General features: G+C 67.0%; 19 protein-coding genes. 13 read left to right on the top strand and 6 right to left on the bottom strand.

Annotation, left to right across the window (positions count from 1 at the left end; genetic code table 11):
• Positions 1-5: 5 nt before the first annotated feature.
• Both FOC84_RS05490 and FOC84_RS05495 read right to left on the bottom strand, forming a co-directional pair.
• Positions 6-1,139: an efflux RND transporter periplasmic adaptor subunit gene (locus tag FOC84_RS05490; RefSeq protein ID WP_173143529.1), complete on the bottom strand. Its 1,134-nt coding sequence runs from the start codon at positions 1,137-1,139 to the stop codon at positions 6-8.
• A gap of 177 nt (positions 1,140-1,316) precedes the next feature.
• Positions 1,317-3,287, bottom strand: coding sequence for a BCCT family transporter (locus tag FOC84_RS05495; protein WP_173143530.1), 1,971 nt, complete (start codon positions 3,285-3,287; stop codon positions 1,317-1,319).
• Positions 3,288-3,433: 146 nt separating this feature from the next.
• Here FOC84_RS05495 and FOC84_RS05500 point away from each other — a divergent pair, with 146 nt between their 5' ends.
• A complete protein-coding gene (locus FOC84_RS05500) occupies positions 3,434-3,814 on the top strand; it encodes a VOC family protein (RefSeq protein WP_088138946.1) in 381 nt (126 codons plus the stop codon).
• A gap of 18 nt (positions 3,815-3,832) precedes the next feature.
• Here FOC84_RS05500 and FOC84_RS05505 read toward each other — a convergent pair whose 3' ends face one another.
• A complete protein-coding gene (locus FOC84_RS05505; protein ID WP_173143531.1) occupies positions 3,833-4,456 on the bottom strand; it encodes a TetR/AcrR family transcriptional regulator in 624 nt (207 codons plus the stop codon).
• A 223-nt stretch (positions 4,457-4,679) separates the two neighbouring features.
• On the opposite strand from FOC84_RS05505, the gene FOC84_RS05510 reads away from it, so the two are divergent.
• From FOC84_RS05510 to FOC84_RS05520, 3 genes are read left to right on the top strand one after another with little or no spacing between them, the layout of a single operon-like run.
• Positions 4,680-5,771 (top strand): efflux RND transporter periplasmic adaptor subunit, encoded by a 1,092-nt coding sequence (locus tag FOC84_RS05510; protein ID WP_173143532.1) that lies wholly within the window; start codon positions 4,680-4,682, stop codon positions 5,769-5,771.
• The gene (locus FOC84_RS05515; RefSeq protein ID WP_173143533.1) at positions 5,768-8,941 is read left to right on the top strand and encodes an efflux RND transporter permease subunit; all 3,174 of its coding nucleotides are present in this window, start codon (positions 5,768-5,770) and stop codon (positions 8,939-8,941) included. Before FOC84_RS05510 ends, FOC84_RS05515 begins: the two co-directional genes overlap by 4 nt.
• Before the next feature lie 2 nt (positions 8,942-8,943).
• Complete coding sequence (locus FOC84_RS05520; RefSeq protein WP_173143534.1) at positions 8,944-10,389, top strand: efflux transporter outer membrane subunit; 1,446 nt, start codon at positions 8,944-8,946, stop codon at positions 10,387-10,389.
• A gap of 54 nt (positions 10,390-10,443) precedes the next feature.
• Here the strand turns inward: FOC84_RS05520 and FOC84_RS05525 are convergent, their stop codons facing one another.
• Complete coding sequence (locus FOC84_RS05525; RefSeq protein WP_173143535.1) at positions 10,444-11,214, bottom strand: IclR family transcriptional regulator; 771 nt, start codon at positions 11,212-11,214, stop codon at positions 10,444-10,446.
• 259 nt (positions 11,215-11,473) lie between these two features.
• On the opposite strand from FOC84_RS05525, the gene FOC84_RS05530 reads away from it, so the two are divergent.
• From FOC84_RS05530 to FOC84_RS05570, 9 genes are all read left to right on the top strand, one after another.
• Positions 11,474-12,487, top strand: coding sequence for a Bug family tripartite tricarboxylate transporter substrate binding protein (locus tag FOC84_RS05530; RefSeq protein WP_173143536.1), 1,014 nt, complete (start codon positions 11,474-11,476; stop codon positions 12,485-12,487).
• Positions 12,487-13,371, top strand: a complete 885-nt coding sequence (locus FOC84_RS05535; protein ID WP_173143537.1) for a polysaccharide deacetylase family protein — start codon at positions 12,487-12,489, stop codon at positions 13,369-13,371. The genes FOC84_RS05530 and FOC84_RS05535 overlap by 1 nt, the downstream gene beginning before the upstream one ends.
• Positions 13,368-14,135, top strand: a complete 768-nt coding sequence (locus tag FOC84_RS05540) for a polysaccharide deacetylase family protein (RefSeq protein WP_173143538.1) — start codon at positions 13,368-13,370, stop codon at positions 14,133-14,135. The genes FOC84_RS05535 and FOC84_RS05540 overlap by 4 nt, the downstream gene beginning before the upstream one ends.
• Before the next feature lie 125 nt (positions 14,136-14,260).
• On the top strand, positions 14,261-15,397 hold the full coding sequence (locus FOC84_RS05545; RefSeq protein WP_173143539.1) for a C45 family autoproteolytic acyltransferase/hydolase: 1,137 nt from the start codon (positions 14,261-14,263) through the stop codon (positions 15,395-15,397).
• Positions 15,398-15,433: 36 nt separating this feature from the next.
• Positions 15,434-16,996, top strand: a complete 1,563-nt coding sequence (locus FOC84_RS05550; protein ID WP_173143540.1) for an ABC transporter substrate-binding protein — start codon at positions 15,434-15,436, stop codon at positions 16,994-16,996.
• Between the two features lie 586 nt (positions 16,997-17,582).
• Complete coding sequence (locus FOC84_RS05555) at positions 17,583-18,221, top strand: GntR family transcriptional regulator (RefSeq protein WP_173143541.1); 639 nt, start codon at positions 17,583-17,585, stop codon at positions 18,219-18,221.
• A gap of 1 nt (position 18,222) precedes the next feature.
• Positions 18,223-18,720 carry an ureidoglycolate lyase gene (locus FOC84_RS05560; protein WP_254241912.1) on the top strand — a complete coding sequence of 166 codons (498 nt, stop codon included), beginning with the start codon at positions 18,223-18,225 and terminating at the stop codon, positions 18,718-18,720.
• 25 nt (positions 18,721-18,745) lie between these two features.
• The gene (locus FOC84_RS05565; protein ID WP_173143542.1) at positions 18,746-19,672 is read left to right on the top strand and encodes an allantoinase PuuE; all 927 of its coding nucleotides are present in this window, start codon (positions 18,746-18,748) and stop codon (positions 19,670-19,672) included.
• 43 nt (positions 19,673-19,715) lie between these two features.
• Positions 19,716-20,711: a Bug family tripartite tricarboxylate transporter substrate binding protein gene (locus tag FOC84_RS05570; RefSeq protein ID WP_173143543.1), complete on the top strand. Its 996-nt coding sequence runs from the start codon at positions 19,716-19,718 to the stop codon at positions 20,709-20,711.
• A 48-nt stretch (positions 20,712-20,759) separates the two neighbouring features.
• On the opposite strand, the gene FOC84_RS05575 is transcribed toward FOC84_RS05570, so the two are convergent.
• Positions 20,760-22,319 (bottom strand): ABC transporter substrate-binding protein, encoded by a 1,560-nt coding sequence (locus FOC84_RS05575; RefSeq protein WP_173143544.1) that lies wholly within the window; start codon positions 22,317-22,319, stop codon positions 20,760-20,762.
• A 186-nt stretch (positions 22,320-22,505) separates the two neighbouring features.
• The gene (locus FOC84_RS05580; RefSeq protein ID WP_173143545.1) at positions 22,506-23,126 is read right to left on the bottom strand and encodes a GntR family transcriptional regulator; all 621 of its coding nucleotides are present in this window, start codon (positions 23,124-23,126) and stop codon (positions 22,506-22,508) included.
• Between the last annotated feature and the right edge of the window lie 78 nt (positions 23,127-23,204).

Below are 23,204 nucleotides of genomic sequence, written 5' to 3' on the forward strand. Positions count from 1 at the left end.
CGCCCTCACCGGACTTGCGCCACGGTCTGCTGCGCGGCTTCCAGCGCCACGGTGTCCTCGGCGCCGACCTCGACCGCCGCGCCGTTGTGCAGGCGCAGCTGGCCCGAGGTCACGACCTGCTCGCCCGCCTGCAAGCCTTCGGTCACGACCACGCGGCCGCGCACGCGCTCGGCCGTCTTCACGTAGGCCTGGCGCACCGTCGTGCCGGCGGACGCCTCGCCCGCCTTCGGCGGGTTCAGCACGTAGACGGAATCGCCATAGGCGCTATAGCTGACGGCAGTTTCCGGCACGGTGATCACGCCGGGACGCGCAGGCAAGCCGATCTGCCCCTGGGCGTACATGCCGGCCGCCAGCGCGCCGTCGGCGTTGGGCAGGGTCGCCTGCACGCGCACGGTGCGCGATCCTGCATCCACCTGCGGCTCCACGGTGGTGATCTGGCCTTCGAAGACCCGTCCCGCATGGGCATCCACGGTCACCGCCACCGGCTGGCCCGCGCGCAATGCGCCCATGGCCTGCTCGGGCAGGGTGATGTTGGCATACATGGCGGAAGCGTCGGTCAGCGACACCAGGGCATCTCCAGCGCGGGCGAACTGACCCAGGTTCACCCGCCGCACGCCCAGCACGCCGTCAAACGGCGCCTTGACGCGCTTCTGCTCGATCAGCGCCTGCACCCGCTTGATGTCGCCCGCCGCCTGGTCGTAGTCGGCCTGCGCCTGGTCCAGCTGTTCGCGCGTGGCGGCCTGCTGCGGCAGCAGGCGGCGGGTGCGCTCCAGCAAGGCGCGCGCATTGCGCGCCTGGGCCTGCAACCTGGCCAGCTCGCCTTGCTCGGGCGCGTCGTTCAACTGCACCAGCAACTGGCCGGCCTGGACCCGGGCGCCCGACGCGAACAGGATTCGGTCGACCCGGCCGTCCACTTCGGCCGCCACCTGTACCTGGCGCGCGGCTTCCAACGAACCGATGCCGCTCAGGGTCACGGGGAAGTCCGCCTGCCGCGCGGCGGCCACCGCGACCTTGGCCGGCGCCATGGCCCAACCGCCCTTTTGCTGCGCGCCGCCGAACTTCCAGTACAGCCCGCCTCCCGCCAGCACCACCGCCAGCGCCACGGCCCCGACGGCCCACGCTCCTGAATTCGCCTTCATGATTGACTCGCTATTTATCAAAGAATGTTCTTGGATAATCCACGATATCGGGCATTTCGTCAAAAGGGTTAATCCAATCCCTGGCATAGCGGCGGGCTATTGCCCGCAAGCCCCTGCGAAGCGTGTGGGCATAAAAAAACCGCCAGCAAGCTGGCGGTTTCGTTGGCTGCGGCGCGGTCAGGTCCGCACCATGTGCAGGTAGTGGCGGTGGCGCTCGTACTGGTCCAGGATGTCGCCGATCACCGCATCGCGGCTCCAGCCCATGATGTCGTAGTCCTGCCCGCCTTCGCGCAGATGGACCTCGGCGCGGAAGTACTTGCGCTCTTCCTCGTCGGCCGCTTCCTCGGGCGTGAGGCTGGGACGCACGAAGGCTTCCGGCTGCACGGCATAGGAAAAATCCAGGTGCTCGCCATGGGAGACTTCCATGATCACGCCCTCGTCGTTGCCGTGTTCGCGCACGTCCACTTGATAGCCCTGCTTGCGCAGCTCGTCCGCCACGTCTTCCAGCGCGGGGCGCACCACGTCGCCGATGAAGCGCTGCACATGGGCGCGGCGCGGCATCATGACCATGTTGCGCAAGCGCCGCTCCCAGGACTGTCCGCCGCGCGCGGGGCGCGACAGGGTCAGCGACTGGTAGCGGATGCCACGCTTGGTCGCGTCCAGCCTCAACGCCTTGAACAGCCCCCACAGCGACAGCAGCAGGATGATGGAGAACGGCAGCGCGCTGGCGATTGTGGCCGTCTGCAGGGCCGTCAGGCCATCGGCCAGCAGCAGCGCGATCGCCACCGCGCCCATCAGCACCGACCAGAAGATGCGCTGCCATACAGGCGTGCGGTCCGAGCCGCCGGAGGCCAGCAGGTCCACCACCAGCGCGCCCGAGTCGGCCGAGGTGACGAAGAACACGGCCACCATCAAAATTGCGACAATGGACAGCACCCCGCTCCAGGGCAACCGTTCGAGAAAGGCGAACAGCGCCAAGGAGGAATCGGCCTGCACCACTTCCGCCAGCCCCTGCACCTTGTCGACCAGGATCATATGGATGGCGGTATCGCCAAACACCGTCATCCAGAACAGCGTAAAACCGGCCGGCACCAGCAACACCCCAGTGACGAATTCGCGGATGGTGCGGCCGCGCGAGATGCGCGCGATGAACAGGCCCACGAAGGGCGACCAGGCGATCCACCAGCCCCAGTAGAACAACGTCCAGCCGCCGATCCAGTCGGTGGGTTCATAGGCATAGAGGTTGAAGGTCTTGTTGACGATGTCCGACAGGTAGGCGCCGGTGTTCTGCACGAAGGTCTGGAACAGGAACACCGTGGGGCCGACCACCAGCACGAACATCAGCAGCACCGCCGCCAGCACCAGATTGGTCTCGGACAGGATGCGGATGCCCTTGTCCAGGCCGCTGGCCACCGATAGCGTCGCCAGGCCGCAGGTGACGATGACCAGGATGATCTGCGTGGTCACGCCCACTGGAATGCCGAACAGGTGGTTGAGGCCGCTGTTGATCTGCGCCACGCCCAGGCCCAGCGAAGTGGCCACGCCCAGCACGGTGCCGATGATGGCAAAGATGTCGACAGCATGCCCGATGGGGCCATGGATACGGTTGCCGATCAAGGGATACAAGGCCGAGCGCAGCGTCAGCGGCAGGCCGTGCCGGTAGCTGAAAAAGGCCAGGATCAACGCCACCACCGCGTAAATGGCCCAGGCATGCAGGCCCCAGTGGAAGAACGTGATCTTCATGGCTTCACGGGCGGCGATGGCGGTACCGCCTTCCCCCACCGGCGGCGCGATGAAGTGCATCACGGGCTCGGCCACGCCGAAGAACATCAGGCCGATCCCCATGCCGGCGGAAAACAGCATCGCGAACCAGGTGAAGTTGCGGTAGTCGGGCTCGCTATGGTCGGGCCCAAGCTTGATGTCGCCATACCGGCTGACCGCCAGGAACACCACCGCAATCAGGATGATGGCCACGACCAGAATGTAGAACCAGCTGACGTTGCCCAATATCCAGCCCTGCACGGATTCGAACAGACGTTGCGCGACCTTGGGCGCCAGGATCGCGAATCCGACCAGCAGCAGCGTGAACACGGCCGCTGGAAAGAATACGGGGCGATTGATGGTGGATGGTCGGGTTTCTGAAGTCATGCTGCCGCTCCTTTCGCCCGAGGGTTGGAAATTCCAGCGCGCGTCCCCCCTCAGTCCGGCCGCGCGCCGCAAGTATTACTATCACGGCCAAAGGCCGTCTGACAATCTGAAAGCTCAAGCCGGGCCGGCCTCAGGAGAGATATCCCATGATCGATCATCTGGACCATCTGGTCCTGACCTGCACCGACCCCGACGCCACGGTGGACTTCTACACCCGGATCCTCGGCATGCGACTGGAGACCTTTGGGGAGGGCCGCCAGGCGCTGCGCTTCGGCAACCAGAAGATCAATCTGCACGTGCGCGGCCATGAATTCGAACCCAAGGCCCACCTGCCCGTCCCGGGCGCGCTGGACCTGTGCTTCATCGCCGACCGCCCGCTGGAAGCAGTGATCGCGCATCTGAACCGTGAAGGCGCCCGGATCATCGAAGGCCCGGTGCCGCGCACCGGCGCCACCGGCAAGATCCGTTCGGTCTACCTGCGCGACCCGGACCTGAATCTCATCGAAATCTCGGAACTGCTGGCCTGAGGCCGCCTTCCGGCCGCGCTACTGCGGGCTGGATTCGCCAAAGACCACGCTGCGGAAGAACCCGGCCAGCACGGCCTCGGTCATTTCCGGCGTGACGGCCTGCGGGTCAAAGGCATAGCTGAACTGCATGCCGTCCGACAAGGCCAGCAGGCCCAGCGCCATCTGTTCCGGCGGCATGCGCAGCGGCGTGCCTACCCGCGCGGAAAACTGGCGGATGTATTCCGTGGTGGCTTCGCGCAATTCCCGCATGCAAGCCACGAAGCCCGCCCGGAAATCCGGATCGCGGGCCGCCTGCAGCTTGCCTTCCATCCACAGCAGGAAACAGTCGTTCTCGCGGTAATGCGTGGAGTAGTACTCCAGCACGCGGGCCTCCATCTGCGGGCGCGACTCGCCTTCTTCGAAGATGGCGCGCATATCGCTCATCACGCTTTCGTGATCGCGCCTGAGCAACTGCAGGAACAGTTCGGACTTGCTGGTGAAGTTGGAATAAAAGGCCCCGCGCGTGTAGCCCGCCTGCTCGGCGATGTCCTCCACGCTGGTGGCCACGAATCCCTTGGCAAGAAAAATCGATTGCGCAGCGTCGAGCAGACGCTGGCGCGTCTGGTCACGGCTTTGCTCTCGCGTAAGGCGGACTTTTGACATGGCGCGAGTTTAGCATTCGCGAGTATTTCAGATTCAATATTGAATCCAGATTCATACCTGTATTAAAATACAGGCCCAATGGGGCCGGATCCGGCCTGTCTCAGCCACTTTCAGCGCCGCGAGGTGTTACGTGAATTTCCCTGGCCCTGCCGCGCGCGCTGCGGCGGCCGCCCCTGCGGCGCCGCTTTCGCCCTCCTTCCGTTCCCGCCCTTGGCCGCGCCTGTTGTCGCTGCCTGCCGCCGCAGCCGTCGCGTTGCTGCTCGCCGCTTGCGGCCGCAACGAGACGCCCCCGCCCGCGCCGCGTCCGGTGGTCGCCATGCCCGCCCAAGCTGACGAACGCCTGCCGGCCTGGACCTTGCCGGGCGAAGTGCAGGCCCGCTACAGCACGCCGCTGTCGTTCCGCGTGGGCGGCAAGATCATCGAACGCCAGGTCCGCCTGGGCGATACCGTCGCGCCTGGGCAGACCGTCGCCAAACTGGATCCAGCCGACGCCGCCAAGAATGCGGCCAGCGCCCGCGCGCAGCTGTCGGCGGCCCAGCATCAACTGGACTATGCGCGCCAGCAGCTGGACCGCGACCGTGCCCAGGCCCGCGAAAACCTGATCGCCGCGACCCAGCTGGAACAGACGCGCAACGCCTACGCCGCGGCGCTGGCGCAACGCGACCAGGCGCAACAGCAGGCGGCGCTGGCAGCCGACCAGCTCAAATACACCACGCTGCAGGCCGACCACGCCGGCGTCATCACCGCGGAACAGGCGGACACCGGGCAGAACGTGGCGGCGGGCGACGCGGTCTACAACCTGGCATGGTCCGGCGACATCGACGCCATCTGCGACGTGCCGGAAAGCGTGCTGGCGGGCCTGGCCATCGGCCAGCGCGCCAGCGTCACGCTTGGCCCCCTGCCCGGCCAGACGTTTTCCGCCGTGCTGCGCGAGATCGCGCCGGCCGCGGATCCGCAAAGCCGCACCTATCGCACCAAGCTCACGCTGGAATCCCCGCCCCCGGAGGTGCGCCTGGGCATGACGGCCAACATCAGCTTCGACAACCGCTCTGGCGAAAGCCTGACGACCTACACCGTGCCGGCCACCGCGCTGTTCCATGACGGCCCCTCGCCCGCCGTGTGGATCGTCAAGCCGGACGCCGACACGCTGGAGCTGCGCCGCGTCGAAGTGCTGCGCTACGACGCCCGCACCGTGACCCTGTCCAAGGGCTTGCAGGCCGGCGAACGCGTGGTCTGGCAAGGCGTGCACACGGTGGCCGCCGGCGAAAAAGTCCGCGCCGTGCCGCCGCTGCACCCCGAGGATTTCGCCTCATGAGCGGCCCGCAGCAGGACGCCGCAACCCAGGCGCAGCGCCACGAGGAAGGCCGCTTCAACCTGTCGGCCTGGGCGCTGCGGCACCAGCCCCTGGTCATCTTCATCATCACGCTGATCACGCTGTTCGGCGTGCTGTCGTATTCGAAGCTGGCGCAATCGGAAGATCCGCCCTTCACCTTCCGCGTCATGGTCATCAAGACGCTGTGGCCCGGCGCCACCGCGCAACAGGTGCAGGAACAGGTCACCGACCGCATCGCCAAGAAGCTGCAGGAAGCCCCCAACACGGACTTCATGCGCAGCTATTCGCGGCCGGGCGAATCGCTGATCTTCTACACCATGAAGGACTCCGCGCCCGCCAGCACCGTGGCCGAGCAGTGGTACCAGGTGCGCAAGAAGGTCGGCGACATCTCGGCCACGCTGCCCCCGGGCGTGCAAGGCCCCTTCTTCAACGACGAGTTCGGCGACGTCTACACCAACATCTACACGCTGCAGGGCGACGGCTTTTCGCCCGCCCAGCTGCACGACTACGCCGACCGGCTGCGCACCGTGCTGCTGCGCGTGCCAGGCGTGGCCAAGGTGGACTACTTCGGCGACCAGCCCGAGCACATCTACATCGAAATCTCCAACACCCAGCTGACGCGGCTGGGCGTGTCGCCGCAGCAGATCGCCCAGGCCATCAACAGCCAGAACGCCGTGACCGGCGCAGGCACCTTGACCACCGCCGACGACCGCATCTTCGTGCGGCCCACCGGCCAATACGCCAGCAGCCGAGCCCTGGCCGACACGCTGATCCGGATCAACGGCAAATCGATCCGGCTGGGCGATATCGCCACCCTCCGCCGCGGCTACCAAGACCCGTCCATAGAGCAAATGCGGCTGGGCGGCAGCGCCGTGCTGGGCATAGGCATCACCATGCAGCCGGGGCGCGACGTGGTGCATCTGGGCCGCGCCTTGAGCGCCAAGTTCGACGAACTCCAGGCCCAACTGCCGGCCGGCCTGACGCTGAAGGAGGTCTCCAGCATGCCCCGCGCGGTATCGCATTCGGTCGATGACTTCCTGCGCTCCGTGGCGGAAGCGGTCGCCATCGTGCTGGCCGTGAGCCTGGTATCGCTGGGTTTTCGCACCGGCATGGTGGTGGTCATCTCGATCCCGGTGGTGCTGGCCGTCACGGCGTTGTTCATGGACATGTTCGGCATCGGCCTGCACAAGGTCTCGCTGGGCACGCTGGTGCTGGCGCTGGGGCTGCTGGTGGACGACGCCATCATCGCGGTCGAAATGATGGCCGTGAAGCTGGAGCAGGGCTGGAGCCGGGCGCGCGCAGCCGCATTCGCCTACACCAGCACCGCCTTTCCCATGCTGACCGGCACCCTGGTCACCGTGGCGGGCTTTCTGCCGATCGCGCTGGCCAAGTCCAGCACGGGCGAATACACGCGCTCCATCTTCCAGGTATCCGCCATCGCGCTGATCACCTCCTGGTTCGCCGCCGTGGTGCTGATTCCGCTGCTGGGCTACCGCATGCTGCCGGAACGCAAGCGCGAAGCCCATCTGCCCGACGACCACGAACACGACATCTACAACACCCGCTTCTACCAGCGCCTGCGCGGCTGGGTGGGCTGGTGCGTGGACCGCCGCTACCTGGTGCTGGGCGCGACCGTGCTGGTATTCGTGGTGGCCATGGCCTGCTTCCGCTTCGTGCCCCAGCAGTTCTTCCCCAGTTCCGACCGCAGCGAACTGCTGGTGGACGTACGCCTGCAGGAAGGCGCGTCGTTCGCGGCCACGCTGCGCCAGGTCGAGCGCCTGGAAAAGGCGCTGGAAGGCCGGCCCGAAATCGACCACTCGGTCAGCTTCGTCGGCACCGGCGCGCCGCGCTTCTACCTGCCGCTGGATCAGCAGCTTGCCACTCCGAACTTCGCGCAACTGGTCATCACCACGCATTCCGTCGAGGACCGCGAGAAGCTCGCCCAATGGCTGCAGCCGGTGCTGCGCGAACAGTTCCCTGCCATCCGCAGCCGCCTGTCGCGCCTGGAGAACGGCCCGCCCGTGGGCTTCCAGGTGCAGTTCCGCGTCAGCGGCGACAAGATCGCCGAGGTGCGCGCGGTGGCCGAGCAAGTGGCTGCCGAGGTCCGCGCCGACCCGCGCTCGACCAATGTGCAGTTCGACTGGGACGAGCCGTCCGAACGTTCGGTGCGCTTCGAGATCGACCAGCAGAAGGCGCGCAAGCTGGGCATCAGCTCCAGCGACATCTCGGACTTCCTGGCGATGACCCTGTCCGGCTACGCGGTCACGCAGTACCGCGAACGCGACAAGCTGATCACCGTAAGCCTGCGCGCCCCGCAAGAGGAACGGATCGATCCCGCGCGCCTGGCCACCCTGGCCATGCCCACGCCCAACGGCGCAGTACCGCTGGGCAGCCTGGGCCACGTGCGCTACGACCTGGAATACGGCGTGATCTGGGAGCGTGACCGCCAGCCCACCATCACGGTGCAGGCCGACGTCGCCGCCGGCGCGCAAGGCATAGACGTCACCCGCGCCATCGACGCCAAGCTCAACGCCCTGCGCGCCGGACTACCTGTCGGCTACCGCATCGAGGTGGGCGGCCCGGTGGAGGAAAGCGCCAAGGGACAGTCCTCGATCAACGCCCAGATGCCGCTGATGGCCGTGGCCGTGCTGACCCTGCTGATGCTGCAGCTGCAGAGCTTCGCCCGCGTGTTGATGGTGGTGCTGACCGCGCCGCTGGGACTGATAGGCGTGGTCGCAGCGCTGCTGCTGTTCGGCAAGCCCTTCGGCTTCGTCGCCATGCTGGGCGTGATCGCGATGTTCGGCATCATCATGCGCAACTCGGTCATCCTGGTGGACCAGATCGAGCAGGACATCGGCGCCGGCCACAAGCGCGTGGACGCTATCGTCGGCGCCACCGTGCGGCGCTTCCGGCCGATCACCCTGACGGCAGCGGCTGCGGTACTGGCCCTGATCCCGCTGTTGCGCAGCAACTTCTTCGGCCCCATGGCCACCGCCCTGATGGGCGGCATCACCATCGCCACCGTGCTGACGCTGTTCTTCCTGCCGGCCTTGTACGCCGCGTGGTTCCGCGTGCGCCACGACGAGCGCGACGAGCCCGAAGGCGTGCCGCCTGGCGCCAACGCCGGCGACACGGTGGAACGGGGAGCATGACGATGAACCGACTTTCCTTGCGCCTGGCCGCCCTGCCCCTGACGCTGGCGCTGGGCGCCTGCGCCTTCGCGCCCAGCAGCCAACCGCCCGCCGTCGCGCAACCGGCACAGTACGGCGTCGAAGCCACGCCCGCCGCCAGCGCCGCCGCCCAGGGCGTGGCGCAACGCTTCGAGCAAGGCGCGCGGCCCGTGCCCGAATGGTGGAAGCGCTATGAGTCAGAGGCGCTGAACGCGCTGGTGGCCGAGGGCCTAGCCCACAGCCCGGACCTCGCCGCCGCCGAACGCAACCTGGCCGGCGCGCGCGAACAGCTGCGCGGCCAGGTGAATTCGTCCCTGCTGCCCTCGGTGGACGCGGGCGCCGACGTCTCCCGCCGGCGCGCGCTGACCATGCCGAACCTGCCCGAACCGACCGCGCAATACAACGTCTTCACCGGCCAGATCCACGCCAAGTACGACCTGGACCTGTTCGGCGCGGCGCGCTTTGCCAACGCCTCTCTGGCGGCGCAAGTCGAGCAGCAGGCCTTCCAGCTGGAATCCGCGCGCCGCTCGCTCGCCAGCAACATCGTCACCGGCGCCATCACCGCCGCCGCGCTGGCCGAACGCGTGGCGTTGACGGAAAAGCAGGTGGTGCTGGCGCGGCAGGTGGCGCGAGACACGCAGCGCCGCTACGAACTGGGCTCCGCCTCGCAGAACGACGCGCTGGACGCGGACCAGGACGCCGCCACGCTGGAAGCGTCGCTGCCCGGCCTGCGCGCGCGCTGGCATGCCACGCGCCATGCGCTGGCGGTGCTGCTGGGCCGCAACCCCGACCAGGCCCCGCCCGATCTGGCTTTCAGCATGTTGGCCGTGCCGCAACAGGTGCCGGTGGTGGTGCCGTCCGAGCTGCTGGCCGCGCGCCCGGACATCCTGTTCGCCGATGCGGTGGTGCAGGCCGCCGCGGCTGACGTGGGCGTGGCCACCGCGCAGCTGTTCCCCAGCCTGTCCTTGTCCGCATCCATGGGCAAGAGCGGCTTCAACTGGCCCGCGGCGATGTCGGGCGCCGGCGCCGTCTGGGCGATCGGCGCTTCGCTCACGCAACCCATCTTCCATGGCGGCGCGCTGCTGGCCGAACGCAACGCGGCCAAGGAACGCTATGAGGCCGCGCTGCTGCAATACAAGCAGACCGTGCTGACGGCCTTCCGCGACGTCGCCGACACGCTGTCGCGGCTGGATGCCGACGGGCAGGCGCTGGCCTCGGCCGAAGCCTCGCGCCGCTCGGCCGAACAGTCCTACCGCAACACCGCCAGCCGCGTGCGGCTGGGCGCGCTGGCGCCTTATACCGAATACGCCGCTGAACAGCATTACGTGGCGGCCCGCCTGCGCGAAATCGAGTACGCCAATGCGCGCCTGACCGAAACGGCGGCGCTGTTCCAGGCCATGGGGTCGCCGACGCGCGCCGCGCAGCAGTAGGCCCATCCGGCATGCGGCCATGGCCGCGGCGGACCGGCACGCAAGCCCTCGCGCTCACGGCGCGGGGGCTTGTTCCTTCATGCGCGTCGCCAGCGCCAGCGATTCGATGCGGCGGGCGGCCGACTGCAACAGGGCCGTGGTCTTGTCCTGCGCGATGGTGTTGAGCCGGGCCGCAAGAAAGGTGACGGTCAGTGCGCCGAACACGCGGCGGTCTTCCTGGAACACAGGCACCGCGATGCCCGCCCGTTCTGGCGAGATCTCGCCCACCCCCAGATAAAAACCCTGCACCCGGATCTGGTCCAGCTTGCCGGTGAACTCGGCCTGCGTCGCGCCCAGGCCCAGGTCACGGATCTCGTCGGCATGGGCCTCGTACAGGCGGCGCTGGTCCTTGCGCGGCAGGAACGCCACGATGGTCTTGGCCGTGGCGCCGCGGAACAGAGGATGGGCGCGGCCGCGGCCGTGCGGAATGCCCAGATCATCGGGTCCGCGCTCGTGATGGATGTTCAGGATGCGCAGGCCATGGATCACGCTGAGCAGCACGTCGCCGCCCACCTGGTCCACCACCTCGCGCATGATGGGCCGCGCCACGCCCAGCACCGGATCGCCATCGATGATGAGGTGGTCCAGTTCGATGATGCGCGGCCCCAGCTTGTAGCCCTCGCCCGTCACCCGCAGCAGATAGCCCAGGTCCGTCAGATCGCGGATGTAGCGGTAGCCCGTGGGCGCCGAATAGGACAGGCGCGAAATGATCTCCTCCGCCGACAGCACCGGGGTGTCGAGGCTGAAGAGGTCAAGTATCGCTAGGGCTCGCTTCAGGGTGGACATGGCGGTCGTGGGCAGTGAACAACACGGGATCGGGCGCAGCGTAGCACAGGGGTGCGCGGCTCGCGCCTGCCTCATTGAGGATGACTATCGACATCTCCAGAGAGACAAAGTCATGGCTATCATTTTTCCATTTTTTATCATTTATAGATAAAAACTAATTGGATTGAATTATTTTTTATCGAATAATGATATTCAAGCAAAGCGTGGAAAGGCGATAAACACGCCCCCCGCGCCTGCGGAAAACACAAGGGGAACATCCATGAAGCAGTCTTGCGGCACCAAGGGCGGCATCAGCCGCCGGCATTTCCTGGGGGCTTCGGCCGCCACATTGGCCAGCGCGGCGCTGGCTCGGCCGGGCCGCGCCTGGGCGGCCGGCTATCCGGCCGAACGCGCCATCCAGTTCATCGTGCCCTTCCCGGCCGGCGGCGGCACCGACCTGGTGGCGCGTCCGCTGGCTCAGGGCATCGGCGAGGCGCTCAAGCAAAGCGTGGTCGTGATCAACAAGGGCGGCGCCGCCGGCAATATCGGCACCCAGCAGGCCGCGCGTTCGGCGCCGGACGGCTACACCATCGCGCTGGGCTCCACCGGCACGCACACGGTGAACCAGAGCCTGTACGAGAACATCGGCTACGACCCCGTCAAGGACTTCGAGCCGGTGTCCATGGTCTGCTACTACAACAACGTGCTGGTGGTGCATCCATCGTTCCCGGCGCGCACGCTGCAGGAGCTGGTCGCCATCATCAAGGCCAACCCGGGCAAGTATTTCTATGGCATCACGCAGAACGGCAGCTCCGCGCACCTGGCCATGGAACTGCTCAAGGCCACGGCCGGCCTGGACCTGCCCGGCGTGCCGTACAAGGGTGCGGCCGCGGCCGTCAACGACTTCCTGGGCGGGCAGTTCCCCATCCTGATGGACGTGGTGATCAACCAGCAGCAATTCATCCGCGGCGGCAAATCGCGCCCGCTGGCCGTGACCTCGGCGCAACGCGCGCACGCGCTGCCCGACGTGCCGACCGTGGCGGAATCGGGCTTTCCCGGCTATCAAGCCATAGGCTGGAACGGCATATTCGCGCCCGCCGGCACGCCCGCCGCCATCGTCCAGACGCTCAACGGCGCCGTGCAAAGCGCGCTCAAGCAGCCCGCCATGGATCAACTGACGCAGAACGGACTGGAGCTGCACGGCAGCACCCCGCAGGAACTGAGCCGTTTCGTCGCCGCCGAAAGCGAGAAGTGGCGCACGCTGATCAAGAGCGCCAACATCAAGGCCACCTGATGCAACGCATACCCTACGGCGTCCCCTTGGACGCCCGCTCCAATCCCTGGCTGCCGCTGGACCGCGAGCTGCGCGCCCAAGGCCTGCGCGCCACGGGCGCCGCGCCGGTGCGCGCGGTCGTCTGCGTGACGGTCCATGTGGACGGCCCCGCCGTCGAGGTCGGCCGCAAGCAGTTCCCCGCCGGTCCCCATACCGCAGGCCGCTACGCCATCCGCCGCGGCGTGCCACGGCACCTGGAAATCCTGGCGCGCCACGGCATGGCGGCCACGTTCTTTGCCTGCGGCTATGACGTCGAACACTACCCGGCCACCTTCCACGACATTGTGGACGCAGGCCACGAGATCGCCGCCCACGGCTATTTGCACGAAGCCTGGGATCTGGGCGAGGACGAGCCCGCGCTCTTGGAGAAAACCCATCGCATCATCCAGCGCGAGCTGGGCGTGACGCCGGTGGGCTGGTGTTCGCCGTCGGGCCGCAAGAGCCATCGCACCCTGCCCGCGCTGCGGCGCCTCGGCTACTGCTACGACGCCAGCGAAAAAGACCAGGACCGGCCCTACCTGCCGGCGGACACGGCGGACTTCATCATGCTGCCGAACAACACGGTCTCGCTGGACGACTACCCCTTTTATTTCTCGGGCCACTGCCTCGCGGCGGAAGCCTATGACAACTGGGTGCAGGAATTCGAGGCGCTGCGCGTCGCCGAAGGCTATGTGCACCTGACCGTGCACCCCAAGGCCGCCGGCGGTTCCGGCACGCCGGCCCGCGCCGCGGCACTGGACCGTTTCCTGGCCTATCTGGCCGTCCAACCCGATGTGCACGTCATGACGCTGGAAGCGTTGGCGCGTCATTGCCTGGCCCGTCCCGACGCCTGGAGAAGCGCATGAACACCGACAAGACCGTATTGGTCACCATCAATGTGCAGGGCATCGGCCCCGAAGCCGCGACCCAGCCCGAAGCCTCGCTGCATGGGCGCGATGCGCATGGCCGCTACACCTACGGCGGGGGCCTGGCCCGCGTGCTGGACATGCTGCGCCGCCAGGGCATCCGCGCCACCTTGTTCTGGCCAGTGTTCGAAGCCGAACGCTGTCGCGGCCTGCTGGAGCAAAGCCTGCGCGACGGCCACGAGGCGGCCTCGCAGGGCAACGCCTGCGAAGACCTGCCCGCATTGGGCGAGCGCGAGGGCGAAGTGCTGGAACGCGCCCGCGACCGGCTGGCCGAACTCACCGGCTCCGCCCCGCAGGGCTTCCGCTATGCCGGCGCGTTTACCGCCAACACCGTGCCGCTGCTGCACCAGCTCGGCTACCGCTACGACAGCAGCGCAATCGACGACGACGCCCCCTACGCGCTGGACGCCGACGGCGGCGCCGGCATGGTGGAGCTGCCCTGGAGCGAAGGCCTGTGCGACGCCACCCACTTCAGCCGCCGCGTGACGCAGGACCGCGCCTACGCGCACTGGGTCGAACAGGGCGACGCGCTGCTTGCGGCCGAAGGCTATGCCTGCCTGACCCTGCACCCGCGCGCGGACAACGGCGTCGGCCGCGCGGCCAGATTGCACAAGGTAGAGCAACTGTTGGAGCGCTTCCGCGCGGCAGGCGCGGCCTCCAAGACCTGCGCGGAACAGGCTGCCGCCTACCCGCAAGCGCGCTGAAGGCGGGACGCTTCCAGCGTCCTTGCACTGGTAAACCCTGAGCAATATTGGCGCCAAAATAAGCTAACATTTTTTCGCCATCCGATTCCCACCCAGATTGCGGCGCGGCGCGCCGCCCCAAGTCCATGACCCAGATCACCCAATTTCCCTTCGTATCGGTTTCGGGCTCGCCCGAGGCCCGCGGCCGCTCCTATGGCCAGCAAGCCACCGACCGCGTGCGCAAGAGCGCCAAGATGTACGGCCAGACCCTGGTCGAGCTGGGCTATGACGCCATGGCGCGCACCCAGCTGATCAACGGCTTCGCCCGCGAGATCGAGAACTTCGCGCCGCACTACCTGGAAGAAATGCGCGGCATCGCCGCAGGCGCCGACGTGCCATTCGAAGACATCGTGATGGTGAACGCCCGCACCGAAGTCATCGCCAAGGCCCGCGCCGAAAAGAAGAAGGCGGCCGAACTGGAGCCGGGCGACGGCTGCACCGGCGCGCTGATCCTGCCGACGCGCTCGGCCAATGGCCGGCTGATCCATGGCCAAAACTGGGACTGGCGCGCGGAATGCGCCGAGACCGCCATCGTGCTGCGCGTGCGCAACGACAACGGCCCCGACATGCTGACCTTCGTCGAAGCGGGCGGCCTGGCACGCAGCGGCCTGAACAGCGCCGGCGTCTCGATCACCGCCAACTACCTGGAATCCGACCGCGACTTCCGCCAGCTGGGCGTGCCGCTGTCGCTGATCCGCCGCAAGGTGCTGGAACAGGAACACTTCGCGCTGGCGATCAAGGCCGTGGCGACCACGCCGAAGTCCTGCTCGAACAACATCATGATCGGCATGGCGGCGGGCTTCGGGGTCGATTACGAATGCACCACCGATGAAGCCTTCCCCATCTACCCGGGCAGCGACGACCTCATCGTCCACGCCAACCACTGGGTCAGCGAAGTGGCCCTGACCAAGCTGCGCGACACGGGCCGCGCCAGCACGCCGGAAAGCGCCTACCGCGACTGGCGCGTGCGCCGGCTGCTGAACGAGCAGTCCAAGCTGACGCGCGAAGACCTCAAGCGCGCCTTGTTCGACGACTTCGGCTCGCCCTATTCCGTGTGCCGTCCGCCGCGTCCGGGCAGCCATGACAACCTGTCGGCCACGGTGGCGATGGTGATCATGGAGCCGGAAGCCGGGCTGATGGAAGTCGCGCCGCTGCCGGCATTGAACCGCAGTTTCACCCGCTACAGCCTGACCGCCGAACCCGAACTGCTGGCCGCCGCCTGAAGCGGCGCGCCCGCGCAACCCCAGGAAGACGTATCGATGAAAAACCATCTGTTGAGCGCCGCGGTTGCGCTGGCGCTGGGCGCCATGGCCGGCACGGCCTGGGCGCAATCCGCCCCGCCGCTGCGCATTTCGCTCACGGCCGATATCCGCTCCACCGAACCCGGCGTCAACCGCGACAGCAATAGCGACGCCGTGGTGCTGCACATCGTCGAGGGCCTGGTGGCCTACGGCGAGGACGCCGAGGTGCGGCCGCTGCTGGCCAAGTCGGTGGACATCAGCCCGGACGGCAAGACCTATACCTTCAAGCTGCGCGACGGCATCAAGTTCCACAACGGCAAGCCCATGACCTCGGCCGACGTGCTGTGGACCTGGCAGCACTACACCGCGGCCAATTCGGGCTGGCGCTGCGCCAGCGAATTCGACGGGCGCGGCACGGTCAAGGTGACGGGCGTGGAAACGCCGGACGCGCAGACGGTGGTCTATCACATCGAAAAGCCCAGCAGCCTGTTCCTGGCGACGCTGGCGCGCGCCGACTGCGGCGGCACCGGCATCCTGTCCAAGGATTCGGTGCGCGCGGACGGTTCCTGGGACAAGCCCATAGGCACCGGGCCGTTCGAGCTGGCGGAATGGAAGCGCGGCGAGTACGTGCGCCTGACCAAGTTCGCGGGCTATTCGAACCTGGACGGCAAGCGCGACGGCTACACGGGATCGAAGCGGCCGCTGGTGGACGAGGTGCGCTTCCTGATCGTGCCGGACGATTCCACCGCCAAGGCGGCCTTGCAGCGCGGCAACATCGACATCATCGAGGACGTGTCCAATAGCGACGTGCCGGTGCTGCAAGGCACGCCGAACGTCAAGGTGGCGCATGCGCCGGTGATGAGCATGACGGCGCTGCTGATGCAGACCAAGGATCCAGTGCTGTCGAGCCCGAAGATGCGGCAGGCGCTGGCGCACGCGATCGATTACCAGCAACTGGCGGCGGCGGTGACGGAAGGCCTGGCGCAGCCCAACAATTCGATCGTGCCGCTGGTGTCGCCCTACTACGACGCGGCGCAGAAGCAGGGCTGGAACTATGATCCGGCGCTGGCGCGGAAGCTGCTGGGCGAAGCCGGCTACAAGGGGCAGGATCTGGTCATCCTGACGACCAAGCGCTATCCGCAGTCGTACAACTCGGCGGTCATCATCCAGGCGATGCTGCAGGCGGTGGGGATCAAGGCACAGTTGTCGGTGGTGGAATGGGCGACGCAGCTGGACCGCTATAACGCGGGCACTTACCAGATGATGACGTTCCCGTATTCGGCGCGGCTGGATGCGGCAATGAACTACGAGATGGTGACGGGCGACAAGGCGAAGCAACCGCGCAAGGTCTGGGACAACCCGCAGGCGCTGAAGCTGATCGAGGCGGCGTCGTCGGATACGGATCACGCGAAGCGGCAGGCTTCGTTCGATCAGCTGCATCGATTGTTCCTGGCGGATGTGCCTAGTATTCCTTTGTATAACGGCTTGGATATTGGGGCTTATCGGGCGGATATCAGGGGGTATCAGCCTTGGGCGGTTAAGAAGCCGCGGGCATGGGAGGTGGAGCGGGTGGCGCCTTGATGTTGTCTTTGTTGTTTTTGTCGGTGCCGTTGTTGTCTTCGTAGGTCGCCCGGCGGCGCGGGTGCCTGGGCGGCGAGCGCCCACGATTGCGGTCCGGAGCCTTCGCTCCGGACTGCCCCGTCGTCATCGTCGTCACCGCCTGCGGCGGCTCCTTCCGATTCCCTCGGGCGCATCGAGGTTGCTCGCCGCCCAGGCACCCGCGCCGCCGGGCTGCTTTCATCTTGGCTAGTCGCGCCGTCAGACCCGTGGGTGGTGGAGAGGTTTGCGGGGCCCGCTGCTTGCGGCCGCGCAGGCGGCCGCAAGCAGCTTACGCGGTGGTGGGGCGTCGAGGCGGTGTGCGCTTGCGCGCTGGCGTGGTCCTCGCTTTTCCTCTCCCCGCCGTTTCCTCTCGCCGCAGTTTTCCCTTCGTTTTCCCATCTTCTCCTCTACACGCGCCTCTCTGATTGCCTGGCGGCACCAGGTCAGGCCTATTAGGGATACTACTGGTATCTCTTTGGGATACCAGTGGGGTACCTTCTCATCCATTGCACGAGACGGCAACTGGGAGTCTCTGTCGTCCGCGCCTTTTTCTTACGCCGCAATACACATGAACGCTACGCAACGCACCTATCAAACCCTGCTGGACCAGATCGTTACGCGCCGGATTCCGGCGGGGGAAGTGCTGGAGGAACGCCGCCTGGCGGATGAGCTGGAGGTGTCGCGCACGCCTTTGCGCGCGGCCATGAACCGGCTGTTGGGCGAAGGGATGCTGGAGCGGCTGTCGAACGGGTCCATTGTGGTGCGTTCCTTCGGCGTGACGGATCTGCTGGAGTTGCTGCAGATCCGCAGTCTGCTGGAGAGCGAGGCGGCGGCAATGGCGACCAGCCGGATTCCGGCTGAGCCGCTGGAGGGGCTGCGGACCCGGTTGCAGGCGCTGCTGGATGCGAAGACGCCGGACGAGAAGTTGGACTGGGAAGTCGACAACGCACTGCATGACCTGGTGGCGGCGTATTGCGGCAACCGGAATCTGGCAACCATGATCACGGCGGCGCGGCGGCAGGTGCGGATGTGCGACGTGGAGCGCTTGCCGCAGCGGCAGGTGCAGGCGCGGGAAGAGCATCTGGCGATCGTCGAAGCGCTGTTGTCGGGCGATTCGGCTCGCGCGCGGCAGGCGATGGCGGCGCATCTGGAGAACGTGCGGCGCAGTTATGTGAATTCGCTGGGATATCTGAGCCATGGCGCGTGACATGAACGGCTCCCTGCGCATGATCCGCCCGCAGCCGCTCACGCCCGAGGCCTTCGCGCCATATGGCGAGGTGATCGCGCACCAGGGCGCGGAGCGCCGCCACTATCTGACCGAGCCCATGCGGCATGGGCCCGAAGTGATCCGGCAGGCCGGCTGGGTTAGCCGGGTGCAGGCGGCGGCGCCGGGGCCAGTCGAGATCCGGCTGATGGAACGCCATCGCTATGCGGCGCAGAGTTTCGTGCCGTTGACGGACTCGCCCTATCTGGTGGTGGTGGCGCCGACCGGGGCCGACGACCTGCCCGACATGGCGCGGCTGGAAGCGTTTCTCGCGACCGGCAGCCAGGGCGTGTGCTACCGCGTGGGCGCCTGGCATCACGGCCTGACCGTGTTGCGGGGGCCGGCGGAGTTCCTGGTCCTGATGGGCCAGACCGGCCGCGGCGATGACGACGAGTTCTGGCAGGCGCCGGCGCCGCACGCCCTGGTTTCGATTTCCGATTGACCCTACCCCGATGGCCAGCCCCGCTATGACTACCGATCATCCGCACTTGCGCCGCGATTTCGTCGGCTACGGCGCCAACCCGCCCGATCCCAAATGGCCGGACGGCGCGCGCCTGGCGCTGAACCTCTGCATCAACTACGAGGAAGGCGGCGAGCCTTCCGTGCCGGACGGCGACGCTGAATCCGAGACCGGGCTGACCGAGGGCGGCGCGGGCGGCTTCGCCGGGCGCGACCTGGCGGCCGAATCGATGTTCGAGTACGGCAGCCGGATCGGCTTCTGGCGCGTGCACCGGCTGCTGCAGGAACGCGGCATGGCAGCCACGATACTGGGCTGCGGCCTGGCGCTGGAACGCAATCCTGAAGTCTGTGAGGCCATCAAGGCGGCGGGCTATGACGTGTGCGCGCACGGCTGGCGCTGGGAACGGCACCAGAACCTGACGCTGGAAGAGGAGCGCGAGCGTATCCGCCGCACGGTGGAATCGATCACCCGCACGGTGGGCTCGCGTCCGCTGGGCTGGTATTGCCGCTACGGCCCCAGCCTGAACACCCGCGCGCTGCTGGCCGAGGAAGGCGGCTTCCTCTACGACTCCGACACCTACAACGATGAGCTGCCCTACTGGACCGAGGTCGCTGGCAAGCCCCACCTGCTGGTGCCCTACGGCCTGGCCAACAACGACGCCAAGTTCATCCGCGGCGGCATGGCCACGGGGCAGGACCTGTTCGAGTACCTGCGCGACGCTTTCGACATGCTGTACGAGGAAGGCGCCACGGCTCCCAAGATGATGTCCGTGGGACTGCATCTGCGGCTGGTCGGCCAGCCCGGGCGCGCAGCGGGCCTGGCGCGCTTCCTGGACCATGTGGCGGCGCGCGGCGACGTCTGGGTCTGCCGCCGCGCCGACATCGCGCGCCACTGGCATGCGCACCATCCGGCCGCCCAGGGCGCCGCGCGCTGATTCGTTTTCTGCATCGCCCACGTTTTCTCATCAGGAGAGCAGCATGTCGAAGTACCAGAAAATCAATCGCCGCGGCCTGCTGGCCACGGCCCTGGCCGGGTTGCTGGCGCTGGGCCTGAGCCCGGCGGCGCAGGCCGAGGCCTATCCCAGCAAGCCCATCCGCATCGTCGTGCCCTTCCCGCCCGGCGGCGCGGCCGACACGCTGGCGCGCGCGCTGTCGCAGCAGTTGAACGACACGCTGGGCAAGCAGGTCATCGTGGAAAACCGGGCCGGCGCGGGCGGCACCATCGGCACCAATGCGGTGGCGCGCGCGGAGCCGGACGGCTACACGCTGCTGCTGGGCAACGTGTCCACGCTGGCCATCGCGCCCAGCCTGTATCCGAACCTGAACTACGACCCGGTCAAGGACTTCACGCCCATCACGCTGGTGGGCAAGAGCCCGCTGGTGTTCGCGGTCAATCCGGGCCTGCAGGCGAAGAACCTGCCTGAGCTGATCGCCCTGGCGAACAAGGATCCGGGCAAGCTGACCTTCGGCTCTTCCGGCGCGGGCAGCATCACCCACCTGACCGGCGAAGTGCTGAACCTGGCCACGGGCGGCAAGCTGGTGCACGTGCCCTACAAGGGCAGCGCGCCGGTGCTGCTGGCGGTGGCCTCGGGCGAGTTGAGCATGGGCGTGACCCAGGTCGTGGAAATGCTGCCGCAGTACAAGGGCGGCCGGGTCGGCGCCGCGGCGGTGACGGGCATCGAGAAGTCGCCTGCCCTGCCCGAGGTGACGACCGCGGCATCGCAGGGAGTGAAGGGACTGGAAGCCACCACCTGGTACAGCCTGATGGCGCCGGCCGGCGTGCCCGCGGAAGTGGTGCAGCGCCTGCATCCGGCGCTGGAGAAGGTGCTGAACAACGCCGAGCTGCGCAAGCGCTTTGCCGACGAAGGCTTGATCCTGGCGCCGTCCACGCAGGCAGAACTGAGCGCGTTCCTGGGCAATGAAGTGCGTGACTGGGCCGCGGTGATCAAACAGGCCGGCGTCAAGCTCGACTGACAATAAGCAGATCCGGGCCGCGCTCGCGGCCCGGATCCGGCAACGGTCTTACTTGCCGTCGCGGACCTTGGTTTCCCAGGCCCGCGGCTTGCCTTCCCAGACCGAGAATCCTTCCACGCGCTTGCTGGACGCCCAAGCGTCCGCGCCGTTGTACAGCATCAGCATCGGCGTCTGTTCCAGCATCAGTGCGTGCAGCTGGTCGAACAGCGCCTGGCGCTTGGCCGGATCGGATTCCAGGAAGCTTTCATCGATCAGCTTCTGCGCCGCCGGGTCGTCCCAGACCTTGCGCGGCTGCTTGGCCTTGTCGCCCGAAAACTGCTCGAAGCTCAGCGAAGGATCCAGGCGCGACGAAAACGAGAACGAGCTGATCTGATACTTGCCGGTGTTGTAGCGGTCCAGCTGCGTGGCCCATTCCAGCACCTCGATCTTGGCGTTGATGCCCACCGCCTGCATCATGGCCTGCGCGATCACCGCCACCTGATAGCTGGGCACGTGGGCGCGCTTGTTGGCGTAGATCACCACGGGCTCGCCCTTGTAGCCGGCTTCCTTCAGCAGTTGCTGGGCCCGGGCCGGATCGTACTTGTAGCCACGCTTCTCGGCGTCCTTGTAATAGGCTGAACCCGCGTAGACGGCGGAGTTGTTCAGCTGGCCCAGGCCTTCGGAGGCCGCGGCCACGACCTGCGGAATATCCAGCGACGCGGCGATGGCCTGGCGGATCTTCACATTCTTCAGGACCGGATCCTCGGTCTGGAACAGCAGCACGTGCTTGACGGCATCGTGCGGGCTGAACACCGTCAGGTTCTTGGCGCTCTTCAGCTCGCCCACGTCGGTGTTGGTGATCTGCGCGGCGTCGATCGCGCCCGACAGCAGGCCCGCCTTCGAGGTGGAAGGATCCGGCACCACCAGGAACTTGACCTCTTCGGCCAGCGGTCGCTTGGAGCCCACGTAGCCGTCCGGCTTGTCGCCGGCGGGCGAGACGTAGTCCTTGTAGGCCGTCAACAAGGTGTATTCGCCGCGCTTCCAGTCCTTGAACATGTAGGGGCCGGTGCCGACCGGCTTGATCCAGGAACCGTCGGCCGCGACCGAATCCTTGGAGATGATGGCCGTCATGCCGCAATCGGTGCGGGCTAGCGAATCCAGGAACACCGCGGACTTGCGGTCCACCTTCATCACCACGGTCTGCGCGTCGGGCGCGGACACGTCCGTCACCTTCAGGCCGTTGCGGCCGTCGAAGTCGCTGCGGCAGCGCCAATCCGTCTTGGGATCCATGTAGCGCTGCCAGTTCCAGATCACGTCGGCCGAGGTCAGCGTGGCGCCGTTGTGGAACTTGACGCCATCGCGCAGCTTGAAGGTATAACTCAGGCCGTCTTCCGACAGGTCCACGGACTTCGCCAGCAAGGGGCCCACGGTGCCGTTCTCGCGGTAGCCCACCAGGCCCTCGACGATGTTGAGCACCACGCCGTCGGTGGTGTTGTCGCGGTTGACGCCGGGGTTGGTCGAGCGGATGTCGGCCGGCTGGGCGATGGTGAGCAGCGCGGCCTGGGCCGAACCGGCGGCGGCCAGCGCCAGGCTGAGCGCAAGCGCTCTGGGTACGAAAACGTGGTGCATGCAAAGACTCCCCGGCGTGCGGCGCAAAATTCACGCATATATTGGCGCCAAAATTAGCTGCCCATTATGGGCGGAATGCGCCGCTCCGCTATCGGGGGTATCCCTGAAGACGTTGCCGCAATGAAAAACGGCGGCCCTCTTTCCGAAGGCCGCCGCATGCGTGCAGCGCGGATCGCGCCAGGCGCGTCAGGAAATGTCCTGCCCCACGTGCTGGGCGATGATTTTCTGCAGGCGCTTGACGTCGCGCGCTTCCAGCGCGTCGACCATGTCGAAATGCTCGCGCGCGGAGATCTCGATGCGCGATCGCGTCACCCATTCCTTGGCCGGCGCCGCCGGGCCGCGGGCCCGGGTTTCCTGGATCAGCGCGGTCAGTTCGCGGTTGCGGCACATGTCGTACATGCCCGCATGGAAAGCCAGGTTGACCTCGTACTGTTCCAGCAGCGTGCCATCCTGCAGCAGCTTGGCGAAGCGTTCGGCCAGGGTGCGCAGCGCACGGACCTTGGCCACGGTGACGTTGGGCATCAGGTCCGCCGCCGCGCCCGTTTCCAGCAGGATGCGGATGTCGCGGATCTGCAGATGCTGGTCCGGGTCCATGGCGTAGACGTGATAGCCCCGGTTCGGAATGTGCGCGATCAGCCGCTTGGCGGCCAATTGGTCTAACGCCCGCCGAACGTCCAGACGCTTGGCGTCGTAGCGTTCCTGCAGGTCGATCTGTTTCAGCCAGGCGCCGGGACCGTACACGCCCGCCTGAATATCATGGGCGATGCGATCAACCAGGCCGGGCTGCGCCGTTGCCGCTTTCGGCATGGACCACTCCCGTCTATCAAATCCGAAGCGCGTATTTTATGCGTAAGTATCCCGGGGGATGGTGCCGGCGCCCCCAGG

This window comes from Achromobacter pestifer, assembly GCF_013267355.1.
GTDB lineage: Bacteria > Pseudomonadota > Gammaproteobacteria > Burkholderiales > Burkholderiaceae_B > Achromobacter > Achromobacter pestifer_A.

Bases quoted from the DNA above. Each gene is read 5' to 3' on its own strand.
- FOC84_RS05490 (WP_173143529.1), bottom strand. From the start codon at position 1,139: ATGAAGGCGAATTCAGGAGCGTGGGCCGTCGGGGCCGTGGCGCTGGCG.
- FOC84_RS05495 (WP_173143530.1), bottom strand. From the start codon at position 3,287: ATGACTTCAGAAACCCGACCATCCACCATCAATCGCCCCGTATTCTTT.
- FOC84_RS05500 (WP_088138946.1), top strand. From the start codon at position 3,434: ATGATCGATCATCTGGACCATCTGGTCCTGACCTGCACCGACCCCGAC.
- FOC84_RS05505 (WP_173143531.1), bottom strand. From the start codon at position 4,456: ATGTCAAAAGTCCGCCTTACGCGAGAGCAAAGCCGTGACCAGACGCGC.
- FOC84_RS05515 (WP_173143533.1), top strand. From the start codon at position 5,768: ATGAGCGGCCCGCAGCAGGACGCCGCAACCCAGGCGCAGCGCCACGAG.
- FOC84_RS05520 (WP_173143534.1), top strand. From the start codon at position 8,944: ATGAACCGACTTTCCTTGCGCCTGGCCGCCCTGCCCCTGACGCTGGCG.
- FOC84_RS05525 (WP_173143535.1), bottom strand. From the start codon at position 11,214: ATGTCCACCCTGAAGCGAGCCCTAGCGATACTTGACCTCTTCAGCCTC.
- FOC84_RS05530 (WP_173143536.1), top strand. From the start codon at position 11,474: ATGAAGCAGTCTTGCGGCACCAAGGGCGGCATCAGCCGCCGGCATTTC.
- FOC84_RS05535 (WP_173143537.1), top strand. From the start codon at position 12,487: ATGCAACGCATACCCTACGGCGTCCCCTTGGACGCCCGCTCCAATCCC.
- FOC84_RS05540 (WP_173143538.1), top strand. From the start codon at position 13,368: ATGAACACCGACAAGACCGTATTGGTCACCATCAATGTGCAGGGCATC.
- FOC84_RS05545 (WP_173143539.1), top strand. From the start codon at position 14,261: ATGACCCAGATCACCCAATTTCCCTTCGTATCGGTTTCGGGCTCGCCC.
- FOC84_RS05550 (WP_173143540.1), top strand. From the start codon at position 15,434: ATGAAAAACCATCTGTTGAGCGCCGCGGTTGCGCTGGCGCTGGGCGCC.
- FOC84_RS05555 (WP_173143541.1), top strand. From the start codon at position 17,583: ATGAACGCTACGCAACGCACCTATCAAACCCTGCTGGACCAGATCGTT.
- FOC84_RS05560 (WP_254241912.1), top strand. From the start codon at position 18,223: ATGAACGGCTCCCTGCGCATGATCCGCCCGCAGCCGCTCACGCCCGAG.
- FOC84_RS05565 (WP_173143542.1), top strand. From the start codon at position 18,746: ATGACTACCGATCATCCGCACTTGCGCCGCGATTTCGTCGGCTACGGC.
- FOC84_RS05570 (WP_173143543.1), top strand. From the start codon at position 19,716: ATGTCGAAGTACCAGAAAATCAATCGCCGCGGCCTGCTGGCCACGGCC.
- FOC84_RS05575 (WP_173143544.1), bottom strand. From the start codon at position 22,319: ATGCACCACGTTTTCGTACCCAGAGCGCTTGCGCTCAGCCTGGCGCTG.
- FOC84_RS05580 (WP_173143545.1), bottom strand. From the start codon at position 23,126: ATGCCGAAAGCGGCAACGGCGCAGCCCGGCCTGGTTGATCGCATCGCC.